Genomic DNA, 19,014 nt, shown 5'->3' on the forward strand with positions numbered 1-19,014 from the left:
CCTTATGAATACATACTTGGCGTGGGAATATGAATAGGGGTAATTTCGGCTTGTCTAACATAAGTGCTGGCAAGTTTATACACCATCTCCACCGCATCAGCTCCATCATCGTGGTCAGCTTTGGGGAAATGACGAAACTGGTCAATCAGCGTACTTTGGGAAGTATGTAAAAGTAGCAAGCCATTTGCCATATAAGGCTGTAAGGTCTCAATTCTAAGCAATTTATCCGAAGTTGGCTTCACAGGCATGGCAGGCACTGGTACACCACTCTCACTACTTCTACGCACAAGCTCGGTTCTAAAAAACTCTTGAAACTGCACACTTTCCACCGCCCATTTCACGCACCCATATTGCCTTTGATAATGGATAACATCACTGATGATACGGTCGGGCAAGCGTTTTTTAATGTCTGCCACCACCACATAGACCTTGCCTGTGGTGCGGTCAAGCCCTGCTATCACAATGGCGGACGGGTCTCGGCTTGCCCCTGCCTTACCCAAGCTCGGGTCTACCGCCCCAAAATAGATGAGATTATTAGGCAAGTCGTGCCAAAAATTCATCGCTTTGGCAAAGGGGGCGTCATCCCCTGCGGTCGGGTCGTTTTGGTATTCTGAGTCAAAGGCTTCGTGTCCGTCCCTTGCACGGATTTTCATTAGGGCAAGGATAGGGCGAGCTTGCCAAGAAACAATCGCCCCTTTGTCCATTTTCTTTTTATGCTTGACATAAAACTCATTAGCTTCGTCAATCTGCTTGGATTTGTACAAGCATTCCCATTCGTCCCAAAGTGCCATATTTTCGGGCCATTGGATAATGGCTTTAAAGCGTGCCGATTCCCACCCTGCATTGTTTAGCGTACGGTTTAGCACGCTGTCATAGTGTAGGATTGTGCCGATGTAGATGATGTCAAACTTCTCCCCTGCCGCCCCAAGTGGCATGATGGTTTTGGTGAGCCACGAGTTCAGCTTATCTCGCTGTTCTGGATTTCGGACATTTTCGTCATTCTCAATATCATCAAGGGTGGCGGTGTCGGGGCGATATGGCCCGTGTCTTAGACCCCGTAGTTTTTTGCCCGCCCCTGCTACTTGCACCTTGATACCGTTTTTGGTAACGATTGTACCTGCTTGCCACACCCTTCCTACGCCTGCGACATCGGGGAAATCTGACTTTAAACGGGGGTTAAATTCCAGCTCCGCCTTTATCGCTTCCAACATCGGATAGGCTTGGTCTAGGCTGTCCATCACAATTAGACTGTATTTGGTAATGCCCCGCACGATTTTCCAAAGGTTGTAGAGCTGACTAACCAACGTGGATTTGGCTTCGCCACGGGGTGCAGCAATTGCCAAATATCGGCTGTCGGTGTCGTTTGCGACTTTGGGTAATTTGTCAAACAGATATTTATGCAATTCCGATTTGTGCGAGCTTCTGACATAATGTGGAAAATAGACACCCACAAAATAATCAAAGCCTGTAAGTGGGTCAAAAACCTGTGCCACACGCTCGCTAATCGCTGTCGGGCTGATGTCCCAGTTATCCGCCACCGATTCAATGGCGGTGCGATAGCCTGTTGCCAGTTCAGCGAGCTGGGTTAAAAATTCTTTGGAACGAAGAAGTTTTGATTTTGCCATATCTACCCCTAAAACCCACCACCGACCATCTCAGTTGTCTTAATACTGACATTATCAGAACACCGCAGGGCAGATTTGACGGTCAAATCCTTATTGGTCATTACCCGTCTTGTGATTTCGCCATAGCTGTCAATGTATTCTTCCACATAAATGCCGTTATCACACAAAAAGCGGTTGGTTGCTCCATATTTATCCACATAAGCCTGTACAAGGGGTTTGGCTTGTTCTTGTTGGACGATGTAAGGCGGTCTATGAGTTATCATCCAATAAAAAAACCAAACTAATAACACCACCATAATAATGCCAAAATAATATGGAAATTCCGCTTGATACTTTTTTACAAATTCAGATAATCGCATTTTGCTTAATCCTCCAATCATTCAAATTCTTTACTTAACACTTCGCCAAATGGCACCAAAATTTCTATAAATACAGGCATTGCTTCGGGTTTGGTGTCTTGGATATACTTGCCTAGCATTTCCATGACTGTCATGGCAATGGCGAGTTTGTCGGTTACGGGCATGAGTTTGCGGTTGGCACTCACCGCTTTATTGTAACTGTCGGCAAGGCTCGCCAAGAGCTTGACTTTGGTAACCGAGTCAATCTCATCACTTTTGACGCTGTCGGTGGTGTTTTTAAAGATAATGATTAGGTCAGTTAAAAGCTCTCTTGCCGTATCTTCCATTTCACCGCCTGCCAACGTTTGGGCAGTACGGATTTTGTCCCAGTCATCACCACTTGCCAAAGCATCTTTTTTCCAGCGTTGCACGGTTGGATAGCTGATGCCATAGACTTCAACACACTTATCCAGAGATAATTTGTCAAAGATGTAGGCACGGCGGACTTTGTCTTTGTCGTCTTGTGAATATGCCATTTAGCCTCCAAATTTGGCTTTGACGATTTCCATACCAATGGTAAATAAGCCACTTGTTGCCGTGCCAGCCACCGCTCCAGCGATTGCCCCTGCGGTGGTGGCTTTTTTGGTAACGCTCTTTTCTAAATCGTCAATTTTTTGAGCAATTTGGCGGTTTTGGCAGTGAATACTGTCTAGCGATGAGAGTATTTTGGCATTGACTGCCTGCTGCACCTCTTGGTCTATCTCGTTCATTTGTCCGCCTTTTTGTCTAGTTTGTCATTGACCTTGCCAAGTTCGGTCTTAATCTCTTGCAGTGACTGCATGATACGCTCACTGTCTTTGTGTACGTCCGCCTTGCTTGGGTAGTCTCGGTATATTTCTGATTGTAGCTTGGTGATTTGGTCTTTTACGGCATTGATTTGTTCGGTGTTAGACTTTTGGCTGTCCGATAGATTAGACACCCACCGCCAAAACACCGCCTGCACAAGCCCCAATACGGTGCTGATTGCCAAGATGATAAGTGAGTTTGTCATCGTCTACCCCCTGTATCGTCTTGGTCATCTGCTTGGGTGCGATACTCTCGTCCATGTCCGTCTCTATTCGGTTTGCTTTGACTGACAAACCGCAGTATCAGACCACACACCGCCACGACTGCGGTGAGTTTGTCCTGCATGACGGGCGGTAGCATGGCCGTTAGCTCAGGCGGTAGGGGCGTGGTCGCCAAAAACGCAATCAGCATAAACGCCCATGTGCTAAACCACTGCCAACCCTTACGCCAGTTTGCGACAAGTTGTAGTTTCATGCTTGCCCCTTAAAAAATTTCAAAATGCGGACTATCCGACTCGCCACGCTCTCTGGGCTTGCCGTTTCTGTTCCAATCGGCTCCCCATCGTAGATTGGTGCCTTTAGAGATAACACCTTCGGCAATCAACTGCTTTTCGGCATCAAACATGGCTTTGGCAATGGCATCAAACTTTTTTAAATCCGACCAATCCACAGGATAAGGGCAGATGTCAATGGCGTGTCCATAGCCGTCTTTTTGCTCACAGTGCTTGGACGCAAAGGGGTTATTAAGCCAAGTTACTTTGGCTTCTTTGGGACGGGCATAGCGAGCTGGAATGCCTTTGGCGGCACACTGGGCGGCGGTGCGACCCTTACCATAGTTAATCATGCACTGCTCACGGCTACGCACGCCCTCAATCACCACAAAGTCCTGACCTGTTATGGTAATGGCTCGCTTGACAATGGCGACAAGGCTCGGATGTACGCCATTTAGGTTGTTCAAAGAACGTTTTGATAAGACATCAGACATAAAAATCCCCTTAAAGTTGGTTTAAGGGGATTTTAAAGGGTGTTTAAGGTTAGGATAAGATGACGGGGTTCAGGGGTTGTTTATTGGCTGGCAAGGCACTCTATGGCAAATTGCACCGCATAGGGGGCTTTTTGATAAGTGGCGTTGCCCGTAAAGGTCAAATAACTTCTCATCATGCGTGGGCTAACCCCCACAAGCTCGGCAACGGCTTTTTGGGTCAAGCCTGTTTTGGCGATAAGCTCACGCAAATAGTCAGGGTCGGGGTTATAAGACGTTTGGGCGTTGGGTTTCATATTTTTATCCTTGTAAAATAGCCCCTAATTGGGGCTATTGGGTTATTTGGTAAGTAGGTAGGTAATGATGGGGCTTGCAATGGCTGCGATTAAGGCGATGACGGCAATAACTATGCCTATGGCGGGATAATACCGTGTTTCCTTTTGAATCTTGTAGGTTTCAGCTCTTAACTTTTCTGCCTCAACTCTCATTTTTTCAGTTTCTAGCTTAATGCGTTCTAGCTCTGCCATTTTGATTTCTCGGTTAAGGGTTGGGTTGTTCATGGTCGCTCCTTAGCGTTTTGCCCCAGCAGGATTGCTTGGCTTATGTGGTGTATTATAGGCTATTATCGCCTATTTGTCAAATAAAAATGGTAAATTTTTATCAAAAAAACACCCCAAACCGTGCTTGGCTTGGGGTGCTATGGTTTTAGCCTTAGAGTCTTAACTCTGGGCGTTTATAGCCATTTTTGATGGCTGACTCACAAAAGGCTCGGCGAATGCTGGCACAGTGGCGTAGCAGGCTGTCTTTTTTGGATTCTACTATGACCTGCCCCCACAGTCGCTTGGCTTGGGCATAGTAGCCCAGACGCTCAGCGTGTGCTGCTTGCTCGTTTTTGGGGCGACTTGAGTTATTGATGATGCTTAGGCTATGTGTATTTGGTATCATGGTTAGCTCCTTATACGCTGGCAAAATCTAGGGTGATTTGTTGGTATTTACCGTCATTGTCTCGCTCATAGACACGGATATACTCCTTAGATGAAACAACTTGAATGGCGTCCGAGATGGCATCCATCGCTTGTAGCCATTTTTCATCATTGATGTCAAGACTGCGTAGCGACAGCACTCGGCGGGTGTTAATCTTACCCTCCTTGTCCACATCAAAGGCATTATTGATGATGGCTTTGATTTTGTCATCTGAGCCTTGTGTCCATTCATTTAGGCACTCATCGATGAGCGATTTGGCGACTTGCAGACGCTCATCAAAGACGATGTTGTCTTGGACAGCCATTTGCACTTTGTATTTGCCATCAAAACTCATCAAGGTAACATTGCCCTTTTGTCCGCCAATCTTGGTATCATACTCACGGGCAGACAGCTCCACAAAGTCATAAAAATTGCTAAACATGATGTCTTTAACATTCACCATCTGACTTCTTAGCTCTTTGGCACGGCTGATGATGTCTTGGACAACGTCATCACGCAGTTTGTCAATCTCTTTGACAGCCGATAACGGCACATAATGCCCTTTGGCATTCATCACATAGCCCTCAGGGGCGGTTTGGGTGTTTGGGTTTGGGTTGGTCATAACATTCTCCGTTGGTTGGGGTTAGTAATCATTATTGCGTTCGTGAAATCTATCTTGTGCTTCTAACGCTTCGTCTTCGTTATGAGCTAAAACCACAAGATACTGATTGAAAGCCAGCCTTTCGGTCAAAAAGTAAGAAAACTTACCATCGCACATATTTTGATTGCACTTATGGGCGACTTCTAGGGCTTCGTCTTTGTTGTAAGCTCGCACTTCCATTGAGACGGTGTCAATTTTTGGGGTAGTCATAAAATACTCCGTTGGTTGGTTAGCAGTCTGTAATTTCACAATGTTCAACTTCAATATCTAGTTGGCAGTATTTGGTATCGGCATTCATCCAACCAATATCCTCTCTTAGCCAGCCAAAAACATCGTGCTGGCAATTTTCGCCACCCATTAGTAACAATCTAACAATGTGTGCATAGACATCTTGTTCGCTGTCAGTAGGATAGCCACAACCAGACATTTGCTCAAAAGTCTCTGGGTCGGACAGGTCTAGATAGTCAGGCAAGGCGATTTCAACGCTGACATCAATGGTTGCCTGAATACGCTTAAAGGCTTTGGTGGGTCGAACAGGTTCGGTCATAAATTACTCCGCTTGGTTAAATATAATAAAACTCAAATAAAACATATTAAAGCAATGATAAGATGTATCACGTGTAGCACGATAAAGAATAATAGCCAGTTTGCTTGTCTGTCTTGGCGTGCCAGTACGTCCGTCATCTGTCTGTCTAGACGCTCCAAGCTCTGATGGCGACCTTGTTCTTTTAGCCATTCATCCAGACTGGGTTTGACTGCCTTTGGGCGTGGGGTGCAGGGTGCTTGGTAAGTGCTAGGTTTCATAAATTCTCCTTGTTTGTGGTTTGGTGTCTATTTGAATGGCTTGTCGCATACACGCATAAGCGACAAGCAATCCAAGCTTAAAGGCTGATACTTGCAGACGACCCTGTAACGTCACAGGCTCGCCATCTAGTACGACAGTGATTTTTTCTTGCATGTCCAGCATGCTCTCGATGTCTTGCCATATTTGGGTTAATAGGTTGATGGGGTGGCTCATGTTATCTCTCATGTCAAAAACTAAAAAATCAAAAAGTCAAAAAAGGTTGAGCTGTGCCTTACCTGCTGTCATCTCTTTTAAGATTTCATAGGCTCGGCGTTCTGTGATACCAAATACAGGGGCGGTCTCTTGTATCGCTCTGTGCTGTGATGTGCCTGTCTCCATGCACGCCAAGATAGCACCGACCAGAGCTTGATTGCGTAGATACACACGCAGGGCATCGCAGTTGTTGATATAGAGCTTCTCGCCTTTGTGTCTGTCTATTAGAACGTTGGCGATGTCCGCCCCCAGCTCACGCACCAACCATTTGCCGTTTTTGGTGTTGGTGCTGTGTGGCATTTCAAAAGACAGTCCGCCAAACTTATCCACGAGTGTCAAAGTCGCTGTCAGCCCAATCAGGCAAGCCAGCTCTTTGATTTGCTCTGGCAACATATCGGTTATTGTGTCGGTGTGTGTCATGGTGTGTATATCTACTTTCATTATCTACCCCTTGTATTTACCCAGTTTTCTTGTTAAAATATGCGTAGGGGTTGTTCGTCCCTAATTTGCCCAAGTCTGCCAACTTGGGTTTTTATTTTGCCGTTTGGCTATTGGCATGGCGTTTTTGATACACCGCCAGAGCTTGCACGACTTTGTACATCTTTTGGGCGTCCAGCCAATGCACCATGTCCACACCAAACATATTTTTAGCCATGCCGTGAGCATAGTGCCAATGCAGGTTCATATCAGTAAGCATTGCCTCGATTTTAGAGAGCATCGCCTCACGGTCTGGCGTGGTGGTGGGTTTACGCCCATGTTTGGGAGTCACCTTTTGCCAGCTTTGTTTGACTTTAAAGCCAAGCCGTTTGAAGTCTTGAATGACTTTTTTAAGTTCGTTTAAAGTCATGTCTTTACAGCTATTTTTGCCAGTAACACGGATTAGGACATCACGATAAGTGGCATCGTCCATACACAAATCTTTTTGGGCGATATGGATTTTGGCGATGAGTGTGCGTTTTTCCTTAGTGGTCATCTTCTAATATCTCCAAAGCTCTTTTTAAGTCTGCAATACAAACCGTTTTGTCAAGGACACCTGTGTCGCCCAGTTTCCACGAGTAATGCGTGCAGTCTTTTGGACAGTTGGCAACAATATCTTTTGACCGTTCAAGTCCGTGGATATTGACTAATGTTTGTGCTTCGTCTTTATTCATCAGCATTTTTTTACCCCTTAATCAATCAACATCTGGCTAATTCTTTCCACCATCTTGGCGTTGATGGGCTTATTGTTCATTTTGGCGATACGGTTCACGCCCCGAATCAGCTTGGACAAACGGCGGGCGTTGCCACCACTTGCCTTGACAAAGCTGTCATTAAAGTCATTTGTGCCAAACACCCCAAAAATCAGCTCGCCAATGTCATCATCGGGCAAACGGTCAGCCAAATCACAGACAAAGCCAATGCGACTGTACAACTGCTTATACTCGCCTCGTTTGCCTCGCAAATTGGTGCGAAGTCGGGGCATACCCGCCAAAATCACGCCCACGCCCGACTTGTCGTGAATACGGCGTATCACTTCAAGGCATTTATAAGACAAGAGTTCGGCTTCATCAATGATAATCAAGCGGTCAGAGCCGTTTAATTTCTCAATAATGTTGGCAATGTTGTCGTGGTTAGAACGAGATGGTGGAATGCCAAGTTTGTTGCAAAGCTCAATGAGTAGCACTTTGGGGCTAAATGTCGGCTCAGTCTCAATCAGCACCACATTTTCAAAGGTTTGGGCATAGTGTTTGATTGCCATTGTTTTGCCAAGCCCCGCTTCACCAATGACAAGATTGATGTCATTCATCGTGTGAGCCATAGAGCAGACTTCTAGGATTTTTTGGGCGGTGGGCATGGCGACAAAGTCGGTTTTGACATCACAGGCTTTGTCACGGGCTCGCCCTAGCATTTCGCCCACTTTTTTATCAATGTTATCCACATCGCCCTTGTATTCGCCTTTAAGGTACTGGCTAATCACCGCAGGCGACACGCCCAAAAGGGTGGCAAGTTTGGCTTGGGATAAGCCGTTATCTTGTTGATATTGCTTTAAAAGTTCAACGCTCATTTTTCATTACTCCAATTAACCAAATTTTTTAAGCTCGTGTTCAAAAAGTACAAAATCATCATCGCTCTCGCTTTGCACCCTTTGTGTCTCTTGTAGGGCAAAAAACCCACCCAATTCGCCAAAGCTCTCGCTTGCTTCAATCTGTAAAGTTTTACGCAGTTCCAGCTTGGCTTTTTGGGCTTCATCGTCAAGCCGTGCAAGGCGGGCATTGGTACGACCCACTTTGGCTCGCTCCACAAGTGAGAGCGGGAAGGCATCTTTTTTATTGCCGTTTAGCACCGCATCACACAGATACTTACCTTCTAAGGTTTTGACAATGACCGACTGTGGGTCGTGTTGGTCTATATGCACCTGTACCTTTTTACCATCATAGTCTTCAAGGGCTTTGTGCCAATACTCATTGTTATACACACTAATCCAAGCCCGTTGCACCACACGCACCACGCTTGGGCGGTACATATCACGGGCTTCATTGGGCAATAATTGCACATATTCGCCATCTTCAAGCTGACCCAAGAGATACTCACGCACCGCTTTTGGAGTTGCTCCACCAAGCTCGCTGTGCCTATGTTCAGTATTATACCAATGCACCGCTTGTTCAATGACCACAAATAACTCACCCCAAGTGGGAAGTTTGCCAATCGCTGACTTTTGCTTGGGTGTCAAAGGCTTATCCTTTTTACGCACATCGTTTTGATGTTTGGCGAGGCTGTCCACCGCCGTCAAGGTTTGGCGAACGGTGTCCGAGTCTGCATTCGGACCAAAATAAGTAGGAAAAGCCCTTGCAATTGGGTGGGCAAGCGTTTTCATTACCCGTTCAATAATCCCACGTCCCTGCGGATTGCCGGGGATTCCCGTTTCGTGGTGTACCCCAAGACGGGGCAAAATCCCCACAATGTCGGCATCCATCGTCTTATTGGTCTGACCGCCACCGTTGTCGCTGTAATAAATGGCAGGTATGCCATTGACCATCATTGCAAAGCGTAGGGCATCCGCCACCGCAAAGGCACTTTCACTATACGAGAGGCTCCACCCCACAATGTACCGACTGGCGGTGTCCATAATGAGCGTCAGCTCAGGCGTAAAGGGTCTGCCGTGGTCGGGGTGAGCCACTTTCATGTTTAAGCTATGCCCATCGCCTACCCACACATCGTTGGCTTTGAGCACCGACCAATCCCGCTTGACATAAGTACGGAGTGCCCGTAGGCTTGCCCCTGTTTTTCTGCCAATTTGTAGGATGTGGTTTGGGATTTTGGCAAGTATGCCACGCACTTGGGCAAGGCTTGGCAGTTCATACGCCATTTGCCTATTGTCAGCAAGGTGTTGCTCGGCAATCTGATAATTAAGGACAAAGCCCCGATAGGCTTCCGCCACACATACCCCATTGGTGTTACGATACACCGCCATAAAATCGGCAAGCCACGCCACATTGACGACTTCAATTTGTGGGCGACCTTGTTTGTGTGGGGCAAAGACTTGTAACATTTGTTCGCCACGCCCTGCATTGTCCGCATTTAGCACCCATTCGTGCAAGGCTCGTGTACCCACGCCCAGACTGCCCGTGTTTTTACGAGCCACCGCCTGCCGACAGATTTGGTTATAGTCTGTGCCGTCAAGCGTGGGCAACTTGCCCGCCCGAGACAGCTTGGACACAAGTTTAATCGCACGGGTTTTTGGCAAATTTTGCTCTAAGGCATACAGAGAAACAAGAAGTGCCATCAGTAGCCGACTATCCGCTATCAAGCGGTCTTTATCGGTCAAGTCCGCCACATCTCGCTCACTGGCGATAAGTGCTTTTTCTGCACCGCTGACCCGCACGACAGGAGCATTGCCCTTGACTTGTGCCATAAGGTGCTTGGTGCGGATTTCGTCTTGCACCGCTTTGGGCAGGCTGTCAAAGGCATATTCTAAGCCGCCGCCTTTGCCCGTGCGGGGGCGAGAGAGCCAGTTTTCTTTTTTGGCACGGGCGATAATACCTTTCGTTGTTTTCGGCAGTTCACCCAAACCCAAATTTGACAATTCCAAAGCCGAATAAAACTCTTTAATTTTCAACACAATAACCACCGTTTTAGTTGGTTTTTATGCCAATTTGTGCTATAATGTTCAAACTTTTATAGCAGATCATCAGCACTATGTTTTAACCCAAAATACACCGCAATCTCGTGTCCGATACCATAGTGTCCACGACTTTGCCCATTTAGTACCTTATAGATGTCCTGTGGTCGCCAGCCCTTTTCTTCGGCAACCCTAGACAGCGGAATGCCTTTGGCACGATATTCCGCTTTGACCTGCTCGGCAGTTTTTAACGCTTTCATTGTTACCCCTTTGAGAGTGTTGGCTTACTATTGTTCAAACAAAAGCTAGTTTGTTTGAATTGTGCATATAGTAGTACAATATTTTTTACTTGTCAATAATTTTGTACTAAAAAAAGGAAATTTTTTTATGTTTGACATTCAAGAAGTCGCCCTAAGATTAACCTCTGAAAGAGCTACACACGGTTTTAGTCAAAATGCACTTGCCGAAAAAACAGGCAAAAGTCGCCAGCAGTACATCAATTATGAGACTGGGCGTAGTGAAATGACGGTTGGGTTTTTATACGCACTTGACCAACTTGGCTTTGACATTTACTACATTATTACAGGGGTTCGCAATACTGACAGCAACAAGCCTGTAAGCGAACCACAAGGACAAACCAACAACATTCAAGGCGGTGTTTCTGGTGTGCTTGCAGGAGCAGGTTCTACCGTCCACCAAGTAAACACCCAAAAACACATCACAAAAACAGTAGCCGAAGTTAAGCCCGGCATTGAGCATATTACAGACGAACAACGAGCCAACCTAAAAAGATTGGTAGATGAAGTTGTGGAATTAGAACAAAAATACAGAACAGCACAATCTGCAAAGGGTCATCAAGCGGTTTGGGCTTCATTAAATAAAAAAATGAAAGTACCCAAATACTCACTCATTCCACTTGATAAATATGAAACCGCAAGAAAGCATTTGCAAAGTTGGATAGGCAGATTGTCCGATACCAAAACTGCCAAAAAAACAGATACTGATGCCGTCCGCAAACGCCAATATGCGTACATTCATACCAATATCAAAAAACTTGGTTTAGATGATTGGTATCGGAATTACTTACAAGAAAGACACGGTGTAACCAGCTCCACCGAACTTGATGATGTCCGATTAAAACAAGCCTATCAAGCAGTTGCTTACAAGGTCAGAATGGCTAATAAGTAGTCAGTTAAACTATTATCTAACTTTTACCTTATCTATTTTGATTGGGTAAAAGTTGGTTTTTGCTACTTTTTCTGAAATTTTGTATAACCCATTGTTATTATTGTATTTTTTTAAACTTTTACCTACTTATCCCAAAACCCAAAAAGGTAAAAGTTTGTAGTGGTAAACTTTTACCTAATGTCCCCCACAATCCTAAGAAAATGCCACCATCTTAATTGATAAATCAAAAATCAAGCCAAGGACGGTCGCATCTATGTTGTCCGCATTGGCGACCAGCTTTATATCAAGCGTATTCAATGGCTACCGACAGGACTACGGCTCATCAGCGACAACACCATTTACGACCCCATAGACTTATCAAAAGCCGACCTAGACAACTCTGATGTTGAAATTTATGGGCAAGTCGTCCACATCAGCTACGACCTACCACACTAGCCCCACCACGCACACATAAAAAAGCGACCGCTACTTGGTAGGGTCGCTTGGGTTTGGACTCTATTTAATGAGCGTTTAAACGTTTTTAAACACCATTTAAACACTTATCAAAGTCTCATCATTTATGCAGGTTTTTTTATCATTTTTCTATCACTTTTCATCAGTTTTTATCATTTTGTTTTGTGCATATTCTTGACCGCCCACCTGCCCACAGCTTAGGTGTATCAATGGCTCGGGCTTGGTTGGCTCTCTGGTTTGGTCTATGCAGGTTTAATCAGTCCCCCATAAAACTAGGTTTTCCGTTCGCCCTGAGCCTGCCTGCGGGTAGGAAAACCGTTATGGGCAGGCATAGCTCGCCACGAACGGTTTTCTTTGTAGCATACTTTTTAAACCAGAGCCCATGATTTTAATTAGGGTGTGTCTGATGGAGGATTCAAGGCTCTTATTTCTCTTAATAAAGTGAGCAACCCTCCCCTGCTCTCAACCTGTTTTTTTAGGCAGATATTTTTATTGTAAATGCCGAAATCTATTATGTCCTAGTCATACGTCAACGACTAGCCTTTGGCATATCAAAAAATCACCCCCAAGCCCTTGACATTCAGGCAAAGAGCAGTTATTATGAGTGGCTGATTTATCCTTTCATATTTTTACCGCCCCCGTCAGTCCTTGACTTTTTTCTTGGCGGAGTTCATTTTATTTTCACTTCTACACATCTTATCTAGATCATCTCATGAATTTGACCGAACTAAAACGCAAGCCTGTCAGTGAGTTGCTATACATTGCTGAGCAAATGGGGCTTGAAAACATGGCTCGTAGCCGTAAACAAGACATTATTTTTGCCGTTCTAAAAACCCACGCCAAAAACGGCGAGCCGATTTATGGCGATGGCGTATTGGAGATTTTGCCAGATGGTTTTGGCTTTTTGCGTTCATCAGAAGGGTCATATTTGGCAGGGCCTGACGACATTTATGTCAGCCCAAGCCAAATCCGCCGTTTTAACCTGCAAACAGGCGATTCTATCGCAGGGCAAATCAGACCGCCCAAAGATGGTGAGCGGTATTTTGCTCTATTAAAGGTCAGTGAGATTAACTTTGACACGCCTGACCGCTCACGCCATAAGCTCATCTTTGAGAACCTAACACCGCTTTTCCCGACCGAGCAGTTACGTCTAGAAGTGGGCAACGGCACGACCGAAGATTTGACAGGGCGTGTGATTGACCTCATTGCCCCCATTGGTAAGGGTCAGCGTTCCATCATCGTCGCCCCACCCAAGGCAGGTAAGACGGTACTACTACAAAACATCGCCCAAGCCATCTCAAAAAACCACCCCGAGTGCTATCTTATCGTTCTGCTCATTGACGAACGCCCCGAAGAAGTGACCGAAATGCAACGTACCGTGCGTGGCGAGGTGGTGGCATCGACCTTTGACGAACCGCCACAACGCCATATCCAAGTAGCTGAGATGGTCATCGAAAAAGCCAAACGCCTTGTTGAGCATAAACAAGACGTGGTCATCCTGCTAGATAGTATCACACGCTTAGCCCGTGCCTACAATACGGTCATCCCATCAAGCGGCAAGGTGCTGACAGGGGGTGTGGATGCCAATGCGTTGGAGCGTCCAAAACGCTTTTTTGGAGCGGCTCGTAATGTCGAAGAAGGGGGGAGCTTGACCATCATCTCTACCGCTCTGACTGACACAGGCTCGAAGATGGACAGCGTGATTTTTGAAGAATTTAAAGGCACGGGCAACCAAGAGATTACCTTGGAGCGAGAGCTTGCCGAACGTCGCATTTTCCCTGCCATCAACATCAAAAAATCATCCACCCGCCGTGAAGAACGTCTCGTCGATGAAGAAATGCTTCGTAAAGTGTGGGTGCTTCGCAAACTGTTACAGCCGATGGATGATTATCAGGCGACCGAATTTTTACTTGACCGCCTAAAAGACGCCAAAACTAACGATGAATTTTTTAATAACATGACCAAATAAAGTCATGAATTATTAAGAAGAATGATAAATCAGTGAATATTGGCAAGCTGTCATCATTAAAAAATGACTAAAATATAATCATTTTTAGAGATATTTGCTCAGTATGTTTAAAAATAGGTGTTATTAAAATTTTTGAAAAATAATCATTTTAAGAAAATTTTACGTCATTTTAATGACACAAATCAAAAATAGCTTTCTGTAGAAATGTTTTGTTACAGATTGATTGCATTTATTACCAAAAACCATTTGTTATTGCTGAATGATGTTTATATAATAGTACAAGAAATATAGGGGTAAATATTCTGCGATGATAATCTTTGTTAAAAACAGAGATTAAACATGGCAGTTTTTTGCCTTAATTCTATGTTCATCCTAACATTTGGAGAAAATCATGAAAAAGTTAATCCTAGCTACCTTAATCGGTTCATTGGCTCTTACCGCTTGCTCAAAGCCAGCGGAAGAAGCATCAGAAGCTGCTGCTGCTGCCCAAGAAGCAGCGAACGAAGCACAAGCCGCTGCAAACGCTGCTCCTGCTGATGCTGCTGCACAACAAGCTGCTGATACTGCCCAAGCTGCCGCTGACACTGCTGCTACTGCTGCCGCTGACGCTCAATCTGCTGATAAGACTGTTGCTGAGCAAGCTGAAGCGACTGCTGAAAACGCACAAGACGCTGCCGAAGAAGCTGCCGACGCTGCCAAAGACGCAGCTGACGGTGCTGCCGTTGCCGCAGGTACTGAAACTGTAACCAACGAAAACCCTGCTGTTGCTACTGTTCCTGCAACCGAAACTAAGTAATTCATTAAGTTTTCTTATTGAGTTAAAAGAGCCATGTTTGTGGCTCTTTTTTATTTGCCTATTGCTAGGGGCGGGCTTGCAAAAGCAAAAATTTACCTTATAAAGTAGTGAAAAATATCTCATTTTTACCATGAATCAAGCCTATTCCGACCATCTTACCCAGCTCCTAAAAAACCTGCCCAATCTGCCTGGTGTCTATAAAATGCTCGGCAAGTCGGGCGAGATTTTGTACGTTGGAAAAGCCAAATCCCTAAAAAACAGGGTAAACAGCTATTTTGCCAAGACCATTGACCACCCAAAAACAGTCGCCCTAGTCGCTCGCATTTGTGATATTGAGATTATCATTACACGGAGCGAGAGCGAGGCTCTGCTTCTTGAGCAAAATCTCATCAAACAGCACCGTCCGCCTTATAACATCATTCTAAGGGACGATAAATCCTATTTGTATCTGTTCATCTCAAAGGACAAATTCCCACGCCTTGCGGTGGGGCGGGGCAAGGGCAATCATGCCGAAGGTCGCTATTTTGGTCCTTATCCGTCCGCCAATAGTGCCAAAGAAGCGATGCTACTTTTGCAAAAGCTTTTTATGCTACGAAACTGCACCAATAACGTATTTGCCAATGCCAAACGCCCCTGCCTAGAACACCAAATCAAACGCTGTACCGCTCCGTGTGTGGGGTTGATTAGTCAAGCTGATTATGATGACAATGTGGGACAAGCACTTGATTTTTTGAATGGCAAAACAGGCGAATTGCAAGCCATGCTTGCCCAAAAAATGCACGAATCTGCCGAGAATATGTACTTTGAGCAAGCCGTTTTTTACCGAGACCGCCTTGCCATGCTCTCTGACATTACCGCCCGTCAAGCGGTGTATCGGGTGGGCGATGACAGCAGTGCCGATGTGTTTGCCATTGCCGACAAAAACGGGCTGACGGTCGTCCATGTGCTGACCGTGCGTGGTGGTAAGGTGCTGGGCGGTAAGAATTATTTTCCTGATGATGTGGAGGTGTTTGATATGCCTGCCGAGCGACTCGAACGGTTTTTGTTGTCGTTTTATTTGGAGGTGAGCGATGATTTGCCCAAAGAGATTATTATCAATGAGATGATAGATGACAAAGACACGGTTGCCGAGCTACTCCATGATGAATTTGGCAAAAAATGCCTGATAAAAGACAAAGTACAAAAGCACCGCCGAGAGTGGCAGGAGCTGGCGATTTTGAACGCTCATAATGCCTTGACCGCCAAGTTGTCTGATTTTAATGAATTAAATGAGCGGTTTGTCGCCATGCAACAGGTGCTAGGAGCGGTGTCGGATAGGGCGATTAACCGCATTGAATGCTTTGACATCAGTCATACCATGGGCGAGCTGGCGGTGGGGTCGTGCGTGGTGTTTGACAGTCGGGGGGCGAGAAAGCGGGATTATCGCCAGTACGCCATTCATGACGTGGTCGGGGGCGATGATTATGGAGCGATGAGACAGGTGCTGACAAGGCGGTATGTCAAGCACCCCTTGCCTGATTTGCTATTGATAGACGGTGGAAAAGGGCAGTTAAATATCGCCAAAGAAGTCTTAACCGAGCTTGATAAATTGGACGACACGCTACTCATCAGCGTGGCAAAGGGCGAGGGGCGAAAGGCGGGGCTTGAAGTGCTACACTTTTTGGAGCATGAGCCGATAGATTTGCCAATGGATTCTAAGGCATTGCACCTTATCATGCACATACGAGACGAAGCTCACCGCTTTGCCATTACCGCTCACCGCAAAAAACGAGACAAGGCTCGTGGGGCAAGCGTGCTGGAAGTCATTCCCAATCTGGGGGCAAAACGCAGGCGAGACCTATTGGCTCATTTTGGCGGTATTCAACAGCTCCTTGGTGCGTCCGAAAGTGAGATTGCCAGCGTCAAGGGCATTGGTAAGGTGCTGGCAGGGACGATTTATAAAAGTTTGCATGGGTAAATGGCGTGTCTTTTGGGCGGTAAAAATAAAGACAAATCCAATTTGCCCTTATTTTTGGGTGTTGTTTGGTTAAGGGCTTTGAACTGTTCCTTGAAATCTAACCAAATCTATCTTATAACATCCAAATGAATAGATTGATTAGTATCAACGAAGCTTCCAAACAACTTGGCGTGTCCATCTCAACATTACGCAGATGGGACGAAAGTGGTGTGCTTGTTGCCGAAAGAACACCTAAAGGACACAGACGTTACGATATTAGTAAAATCAACCCAAACCTACTGCATGGCATAGGCAACAAAGACCGAAAAACCATTGCCTATGCACGAGTATCAAGCCACGACCAAAAGGACGATTTAGAGCGTCAAATCCAAGTTTTAGAACGCTACTGTGCCAAACAAGGCTGGACTTATGAGGTCATCAATGATTTAGGTTCTGGCATGAGCTACCATAAAAAAGGACTTAAACAACTGCTTGACGGCATATTAAACAATGAAATCGGCAGATTGGTTTTAACCCATAAAGACCGCCTATTACGCTTTGGTGCAGAACTTGTCTTTGCTATCTGTGAAGCAAGAAACGTTGAAGTTATCATCATCAATCAAGGTGAAAACCCATCCTTTGAAGAAGAGCTTGCTCAAGATGTGCTAGAAATCATTACGGTATTTTCCGCTCGTCTGTATGGTTCACGCAGTAAGAAAAATAAAAAAGTGTTAGAAGCTGTTAAGGCGGTGTTAGAATGACCGCCATTCGTGGGCACATCATTGAACTAAAACCCAATCACAAACAAGCCACTTATTTTAAAAAGGCTTGCGGGGTTGCAAGATTTGCTTATAATTGGGCATTGGCGGAGTGGAAAAGGCAATACGAACAAGATAAACAATATCGTGATGACTGTTTAGCAAAGAACCTACCCATTAACGAAAGCAAACTCAACAAACCCACACAAGGCAAATTAAGAAAACAGCTTAATGCCATCAAACGCACCCAGTTTCCCTTTATGCTGGAAATTACCAAATGCTCTCCCCAGCTTGCCATTATGCAACTAGGCGATGCCTTTAAACGCTTTTTTAAAGGCGAAAGCAAATACCCCCAATTTCGCAAAAAAGGTGTAAATGACCGTTTTAGCCTATCCAACGACCAATTTAAACTCAAAACCATCAATAACAAACCATACATTCAAATCCCAAATTTAGGTTTGGTAAGAATGCGTGAAAACTTACGCTTTGATGGCAAAATCCTATCCGCCAAAGTCTTTACAAAAGGTGGTAAATGGTTTGTGTCCATTGCGGTTGAACTGAACAATAACACACAAGCCAAACAACTTAAAACCAATCAAACTCTTAAAACAGGTAATGCTGTTGGCATTGATTTAGGCATTACCGACCTTGCCACACTTTCAACAGGAGAAAAGATACAAGCACCAAAACCTTTAAAGAATAAACTTAAAAAACTTCAAAGATTATCAAAACAACTTAGCCATAAACAAAAAGGCTCTAAAAATCGTGAAAAAGCGAAAACCAAGCTATCACGATTGCATTACAAAATCAGTTGTATCAGAAAAGACTTTTTGCACAAACTCACCACTGATTTGGTAAAACGATTTGATGTGATTTGTATTGAAAACCTAAATATCAAAGGTATGGTAAAAAAATCGCAAACTAAGCCGTGCTATCAATGATTTAGGGTTTTATGAACTTAAAAGGCAACTCATCTACAAAGCAAATCAATGGGGCAAGACAGTCAAAGAACTGGATAAGTTTTATCCCTCAAGCAAAACCTGCTCTTGTTGTGGTGTTAAGTTAGATGAATTACCTTTATCTGTTAGAAACTGGACTTGCCCCAACTGCAACACAAACCACGATAGGGACATCAACGCCAGTATCAACATTTTAAACAAAGCGGATAAGATTTTAACCTTATCTTAACAAAAATCTTGGCGGGTGAGTTCTATCCCCAATTTTAAAATGCCTATGGAGCTTATGTAAGACCTACGCCAAATGGCAAGGGCAACAAGCGATGAAGTAGGAAGAAAACGCTAAATTTGCCTTTGGGTAGATTTTGGTAGGTTTTTTGGAACGGTT

Annotated in this window: 27 protein-coding genes and 1 pseudogene; 7 read left to right on the forward strand and 21 right to left on the reverse strand. The window is 45.0% G+C overall.

Going from position 1 to position 19,014, the window contains the following annotated elements; genetic code table 11:
• Positions 1-2 precede the first annotated feature (2 nt).
• The 21 genes from terL to K941_RS0108165 all read right to left on the reverse strand — a co-directional run bounded on the left by terL (position 3) and on the right by K941_RS0108165 (position 10,830).
• Positions 3-1,625, reverse strand: a complete 1,623-nt coding sequence (gene terL / locus K941_RS15235) for a phage terminase large subunit (RefSeq protein WP_051225965.1) — start codon at positions 1,623-1,625, stop codon at positions 3-5.
• An 8-nt stretch (positions 1,626-1,633) separates the two neighbouring features.
• Entirely contained in the window at positions 1,634-1,888 is a 255-nt protein-coding gene (locus K941_RS0108070) for a hypothetical protein (protein ID WP_147287531.1), read from the reverse strand.
• A gap of 113 nt (positions 1,889-2,001) precedes the next feature.
• Positions 2,002-2,499: a DUF1804 family protein gene (locus K941_RS0108075; protein WP_029103219.1), complete on the reverse strand. Its 498-nt coding sequence runs from the start codon at positions 2,497-2,499 to the stop codon at positions 2,002-2,004.
• Entirely contained in the window at positions 2,500-2,733 is a 234-nt protein-coding gene (locus K941_RS15240) for a hypothetical protein (protein WP_036387882.1), read from the reverse strand. It lies immediately after the preceding gene.
• On the reverse strand, positions 2,730-3,014 hold the full coding sequence (locus K941_RS15245; protein ID WP_036387884.1) for a hypothetical protein: 285 nt from the start codon (positions 3,012-3,014) through the stop codon (positions 2,730-2,732). Before K941_RS15245 ends, K941_RS15240 begins: the two co-directional genes overlap by 4 nt.
• On the reverse strand, positions 3,011-3,283 hold the full coding sequence (locus K941_RS15250) for a DUF7940 domain-containing protein (RefSeq protein WP_051225966.1): 273 nt from the start codon (positions 3,281-3,283) through the stop codon (positions 3,011-3,013). The genes K941_RS15245 and K941_RS15250 overlap by 4 nt, the downstream gene beginning before the upstream one ends.
• A gap of 9 nt (positions 3,284-3,292) precedes the next feature.
• Positions 3,293-3,793: a M15 family metallopeptidase gene (locus K941_RS0108095; protein WP_029103220.1), complete on the reverse strand. Its 501-nt coding sequence runs from the start codon at positions 3,791-3,793 to the stop codon at positions 3,293-3,295.
• A gap of 80 nt (positions 3,794-3,873) precedes the next feature.
• Entirely contained in the window at positions 3,874-4,086 is a 213-nt protein-coding gene (locus tag K941_RS0108100) for a helix-turn-helix domain-containing protein (RefSeq protein WP_029103221.1), read from the reverse strand.
• Positions 4,087-4,128: 42 nt separating this feature from the next.
• Positions 4,129-4,350: a hypothetical protein gene (locus K941_RS0108105; RefSeq protein ID WP_036387886.1), complete on the reverse strand. Its 222-nt coding sequence runs from the start codon at positions 4,348-4,350 to the stop codon at positions 4,129-4,131.
• A 151-nt stretch (positions 4,351-4,501) separates the two neighbouring features.
• Entirely contained in the window at positions 4,502-4,735 is a 234-nt protein-coding gene (locus K941_RS0108110; protein ID WP_029103223.1) for a hypothetical protein, read from the reverse strand.
• 10 nt (positions 4,736-4,745) lie between these two features.
• Positions 4,746-5,375, reverse strand: a complete 630-nt coding sequence (locus K941_RS0108115; RefSeq protein WP_029103224.1) for a DUF3164 family protein — start codon at positions 5,373-5,375, stop codon at positions 4,746-4,748.
• Between the two features lie 21 nt (positions 5,376-5,396).
• Positions 5,397-5,624 carry a hypothetical protein gene (locus K941_RS0108120; RefSeq protein ID WP_029103225.1) on the reverse strand — a complete coding sequence of 76 codons (228 nt, stop codon included), beginning with the start codon at positions 5,622-5,624 and terminating at the stop codon, positions 5,397-5,399.
• Positions 5,625-5,643: 19 nt separating this feature from the next.
• On the reverse strand, positions 5,644-5,961 hold the full coding sequence (locus K941_RS0108125; protein WP_029103226.1) for a hypothetical protein: 318 nt from the start codon (positions 5,959-5,961) through the stop codon (positions 5,644-5,646).
• A 32-nt stretch (positions 5,962-5,993) separates the two neighbouring features.
• Positions 5,994-6,218 carry a hypothetical protein gene (locus K941_RS0108130; protein ID WP_029103227.1) on the reverse strand — a complete coding sequence of 75 codons (225 nt, stop codon included), beginning with the start codon at positions 6,216-6,218 and terminating at the stop codon, positions 5,994-5,996.
• Positions 6,208-6,432: a hypothetical protein gene (locus K941_RS0108135; protein ID WP_029103228.1), complete on the reverse strand. Its 225-nt coding sequence runs from the start codon at positions 6,430-6,432 to the stop codon at positions 6,208-6,210. The genes K941_RS0108130 and K941_RS0108135 overlap by 11 nt, the downstream gene beginning before the upstream one ends.
• A 36-nt stretch (positions 6,433-6,468) precedes the next feature.
• On the reverse strand, positions 6,469-6,912 hold the full coding sequence (locus K941_RS0108140; protein ID WP_029103229.1) for a hypothetical protein: 444 nt from the start codon (positions 6,910-6,912) through the stop codon (positions 6,469-6,471).
• A gap of 91 nt (positions 6,913-7,003) precedes the next feature.
• Complete coding sequence (locus tag K941_RS0108145) at positions 7,004-7,444, reverse strand: gp16 family protein (RefSeq protein ID WP_029103230.1); 441 nt, start codon at positions 7,442-7,444, stop codon at positions 7,004-7,006.
• The gene (locus tag K941_RS0108150; protein ID WP_029103231.1) at positions 7,434-7,628 is read right to left on the reverse strand and encodes a hypothetical protein; all 195 of its coding nucleotides are present in this window, start codon (positions 7,626-7,628) and stop codon (positions 7,434-7,436) included. Before K941_RS0108150 ends, K941_RS0108145 begins: the two co-directional genes overlap by 11 nt.
• An 11-nt stretch (positions 7,629-7,639) precedes the next feature.
• On the reverse strand, positions 7,640-8,515 hold the full coding sequence (locus K941_RS0108155; protein WP_029103232.1) for an AAA family ATPase: 876 nt from the start codon (positions 8,513-8,515) through the stop codon (positions 7,640-7,642).
• A gap of 15 nt (positions 8,516-8,530) precedes the next feature.
• Positions 8,531-10,570 (reverse strand): Mu transposase C-terminal domain-containing protein, encoded by a 2,040-nt coding sequence (locus K941_RS0108160; protein WP_029103233.1) that lies wholly within the window; start codon positions 10,568-10,570, stop codon positions 8,531-8,533.
• Between the two features lie 56 nt (positions 10,571-10,626).
• Positions 10,627-10,830 (reverse strand): helix-turn-helix domain-containing protein, encoded by a 204-nt coding sequence (locus tag K941_RS0108165; protein ID WP_029103234.1) that lies wholly within the window; start codon positions 10,828-10,830, stop codon positions 10,627-10,629.
• Positions 10,831-10,957: 127 nt separating this feature from the next.
• Between K941_RS0108165 and K941_RS0108170 the strand changes: the two genes are divergently transcribed.
• From K941_RS0108170 to K941_RS15260, 7 genes and pseudogenes are all read left to right on the forward strand, one after another.
• Positions 10,958-11,758 (forward strand): helix-turn-helix domain-containing protein, encoded by an 801-nt coding sequence (locus tag K941_RS0108170; protein ID WP_036387888.1) that lies wholly within the window; start codon positions 10,958-10,960, stop codon positions 11,756-11,758.
• A 222-nt stretch (positions 11,759-11,980) separates the two neighbouring features.
• Positions 11,981-12,193, forward strand: coding sequence for a S24 family peptidase (locus K941_RS18115; protein ID WP_115341145.1), 213 nt, complete (start codon positions 11,981-11,983; stop codon positions 12,191-12,193).
• Between the two features lie 730 nt (positions 12,194-12,923).
• Entirely contained in the window at positions 12,924-14,180 is a 1,257-nt protein-coding gene (gene rho / locus K941_RS0108175; RefSeq protein ID WP_029103236.1) for a transcription termination factor Rho, read from the forward strand.
• Positions 14,181-14,571: 391 nt separating this feature from the next.
• Positions 14,572-14,976 carry a hypothetical protein gene (locus tag K941_RS15255; RefSeq protein ID WP_178037074.1) on the forward strand — a complete coding sequence of 135 codons (405 nt, stop codon included), beginning with the start codon at positions 14,572-14,574 and terminating at the stop codon, positions 14,974-14,976.
• Positions 14,977-15,106: 130 nt separating this feature from the next.
• A complete protein-coding gene (uvrC, locus tag K941_RS0108185; protein ID WP_029103237.1) occupies positions 15,107-16,933 on the forward strand; it encodes an excinuclease ABC subunit UvrC in 1,827 nt (608 codons plus the stop codon).
• Between the two features lie 125 nt (positions 16,934-17,058).
• Entirely contained in the window at positions 17,059-17,673 is a 615-nt protein-coding gene (locus K941_RS0108190) for an IS607 family transposase (RefSeq protein ID WP_029102751.1), read from the forward strand.
• Positions 17,670-18,858, forward strand: a pseudogene (locus K941_RS15260) (RNA-guided endonuclease InsQ/TnpB family protein). Before K941_RS0108190 ends, K941_RS15260 begins: the two are co-directional and overlap by 4 nt.
• The last annotated feature ends 156 nt before the right edge of the window (positions 18,859-19,014 follow it).

This window comes from Moraxella caprae DSM 19149 (genome assembly GCF_000426885.1).
Taxonomy (GTDB): domain Bacteria; phylum Pseudomonadota; class Gammaproteobacteria; order Pseudomonadales; family Moraxellaceae; genus Moraxella; species Moraxella caprae.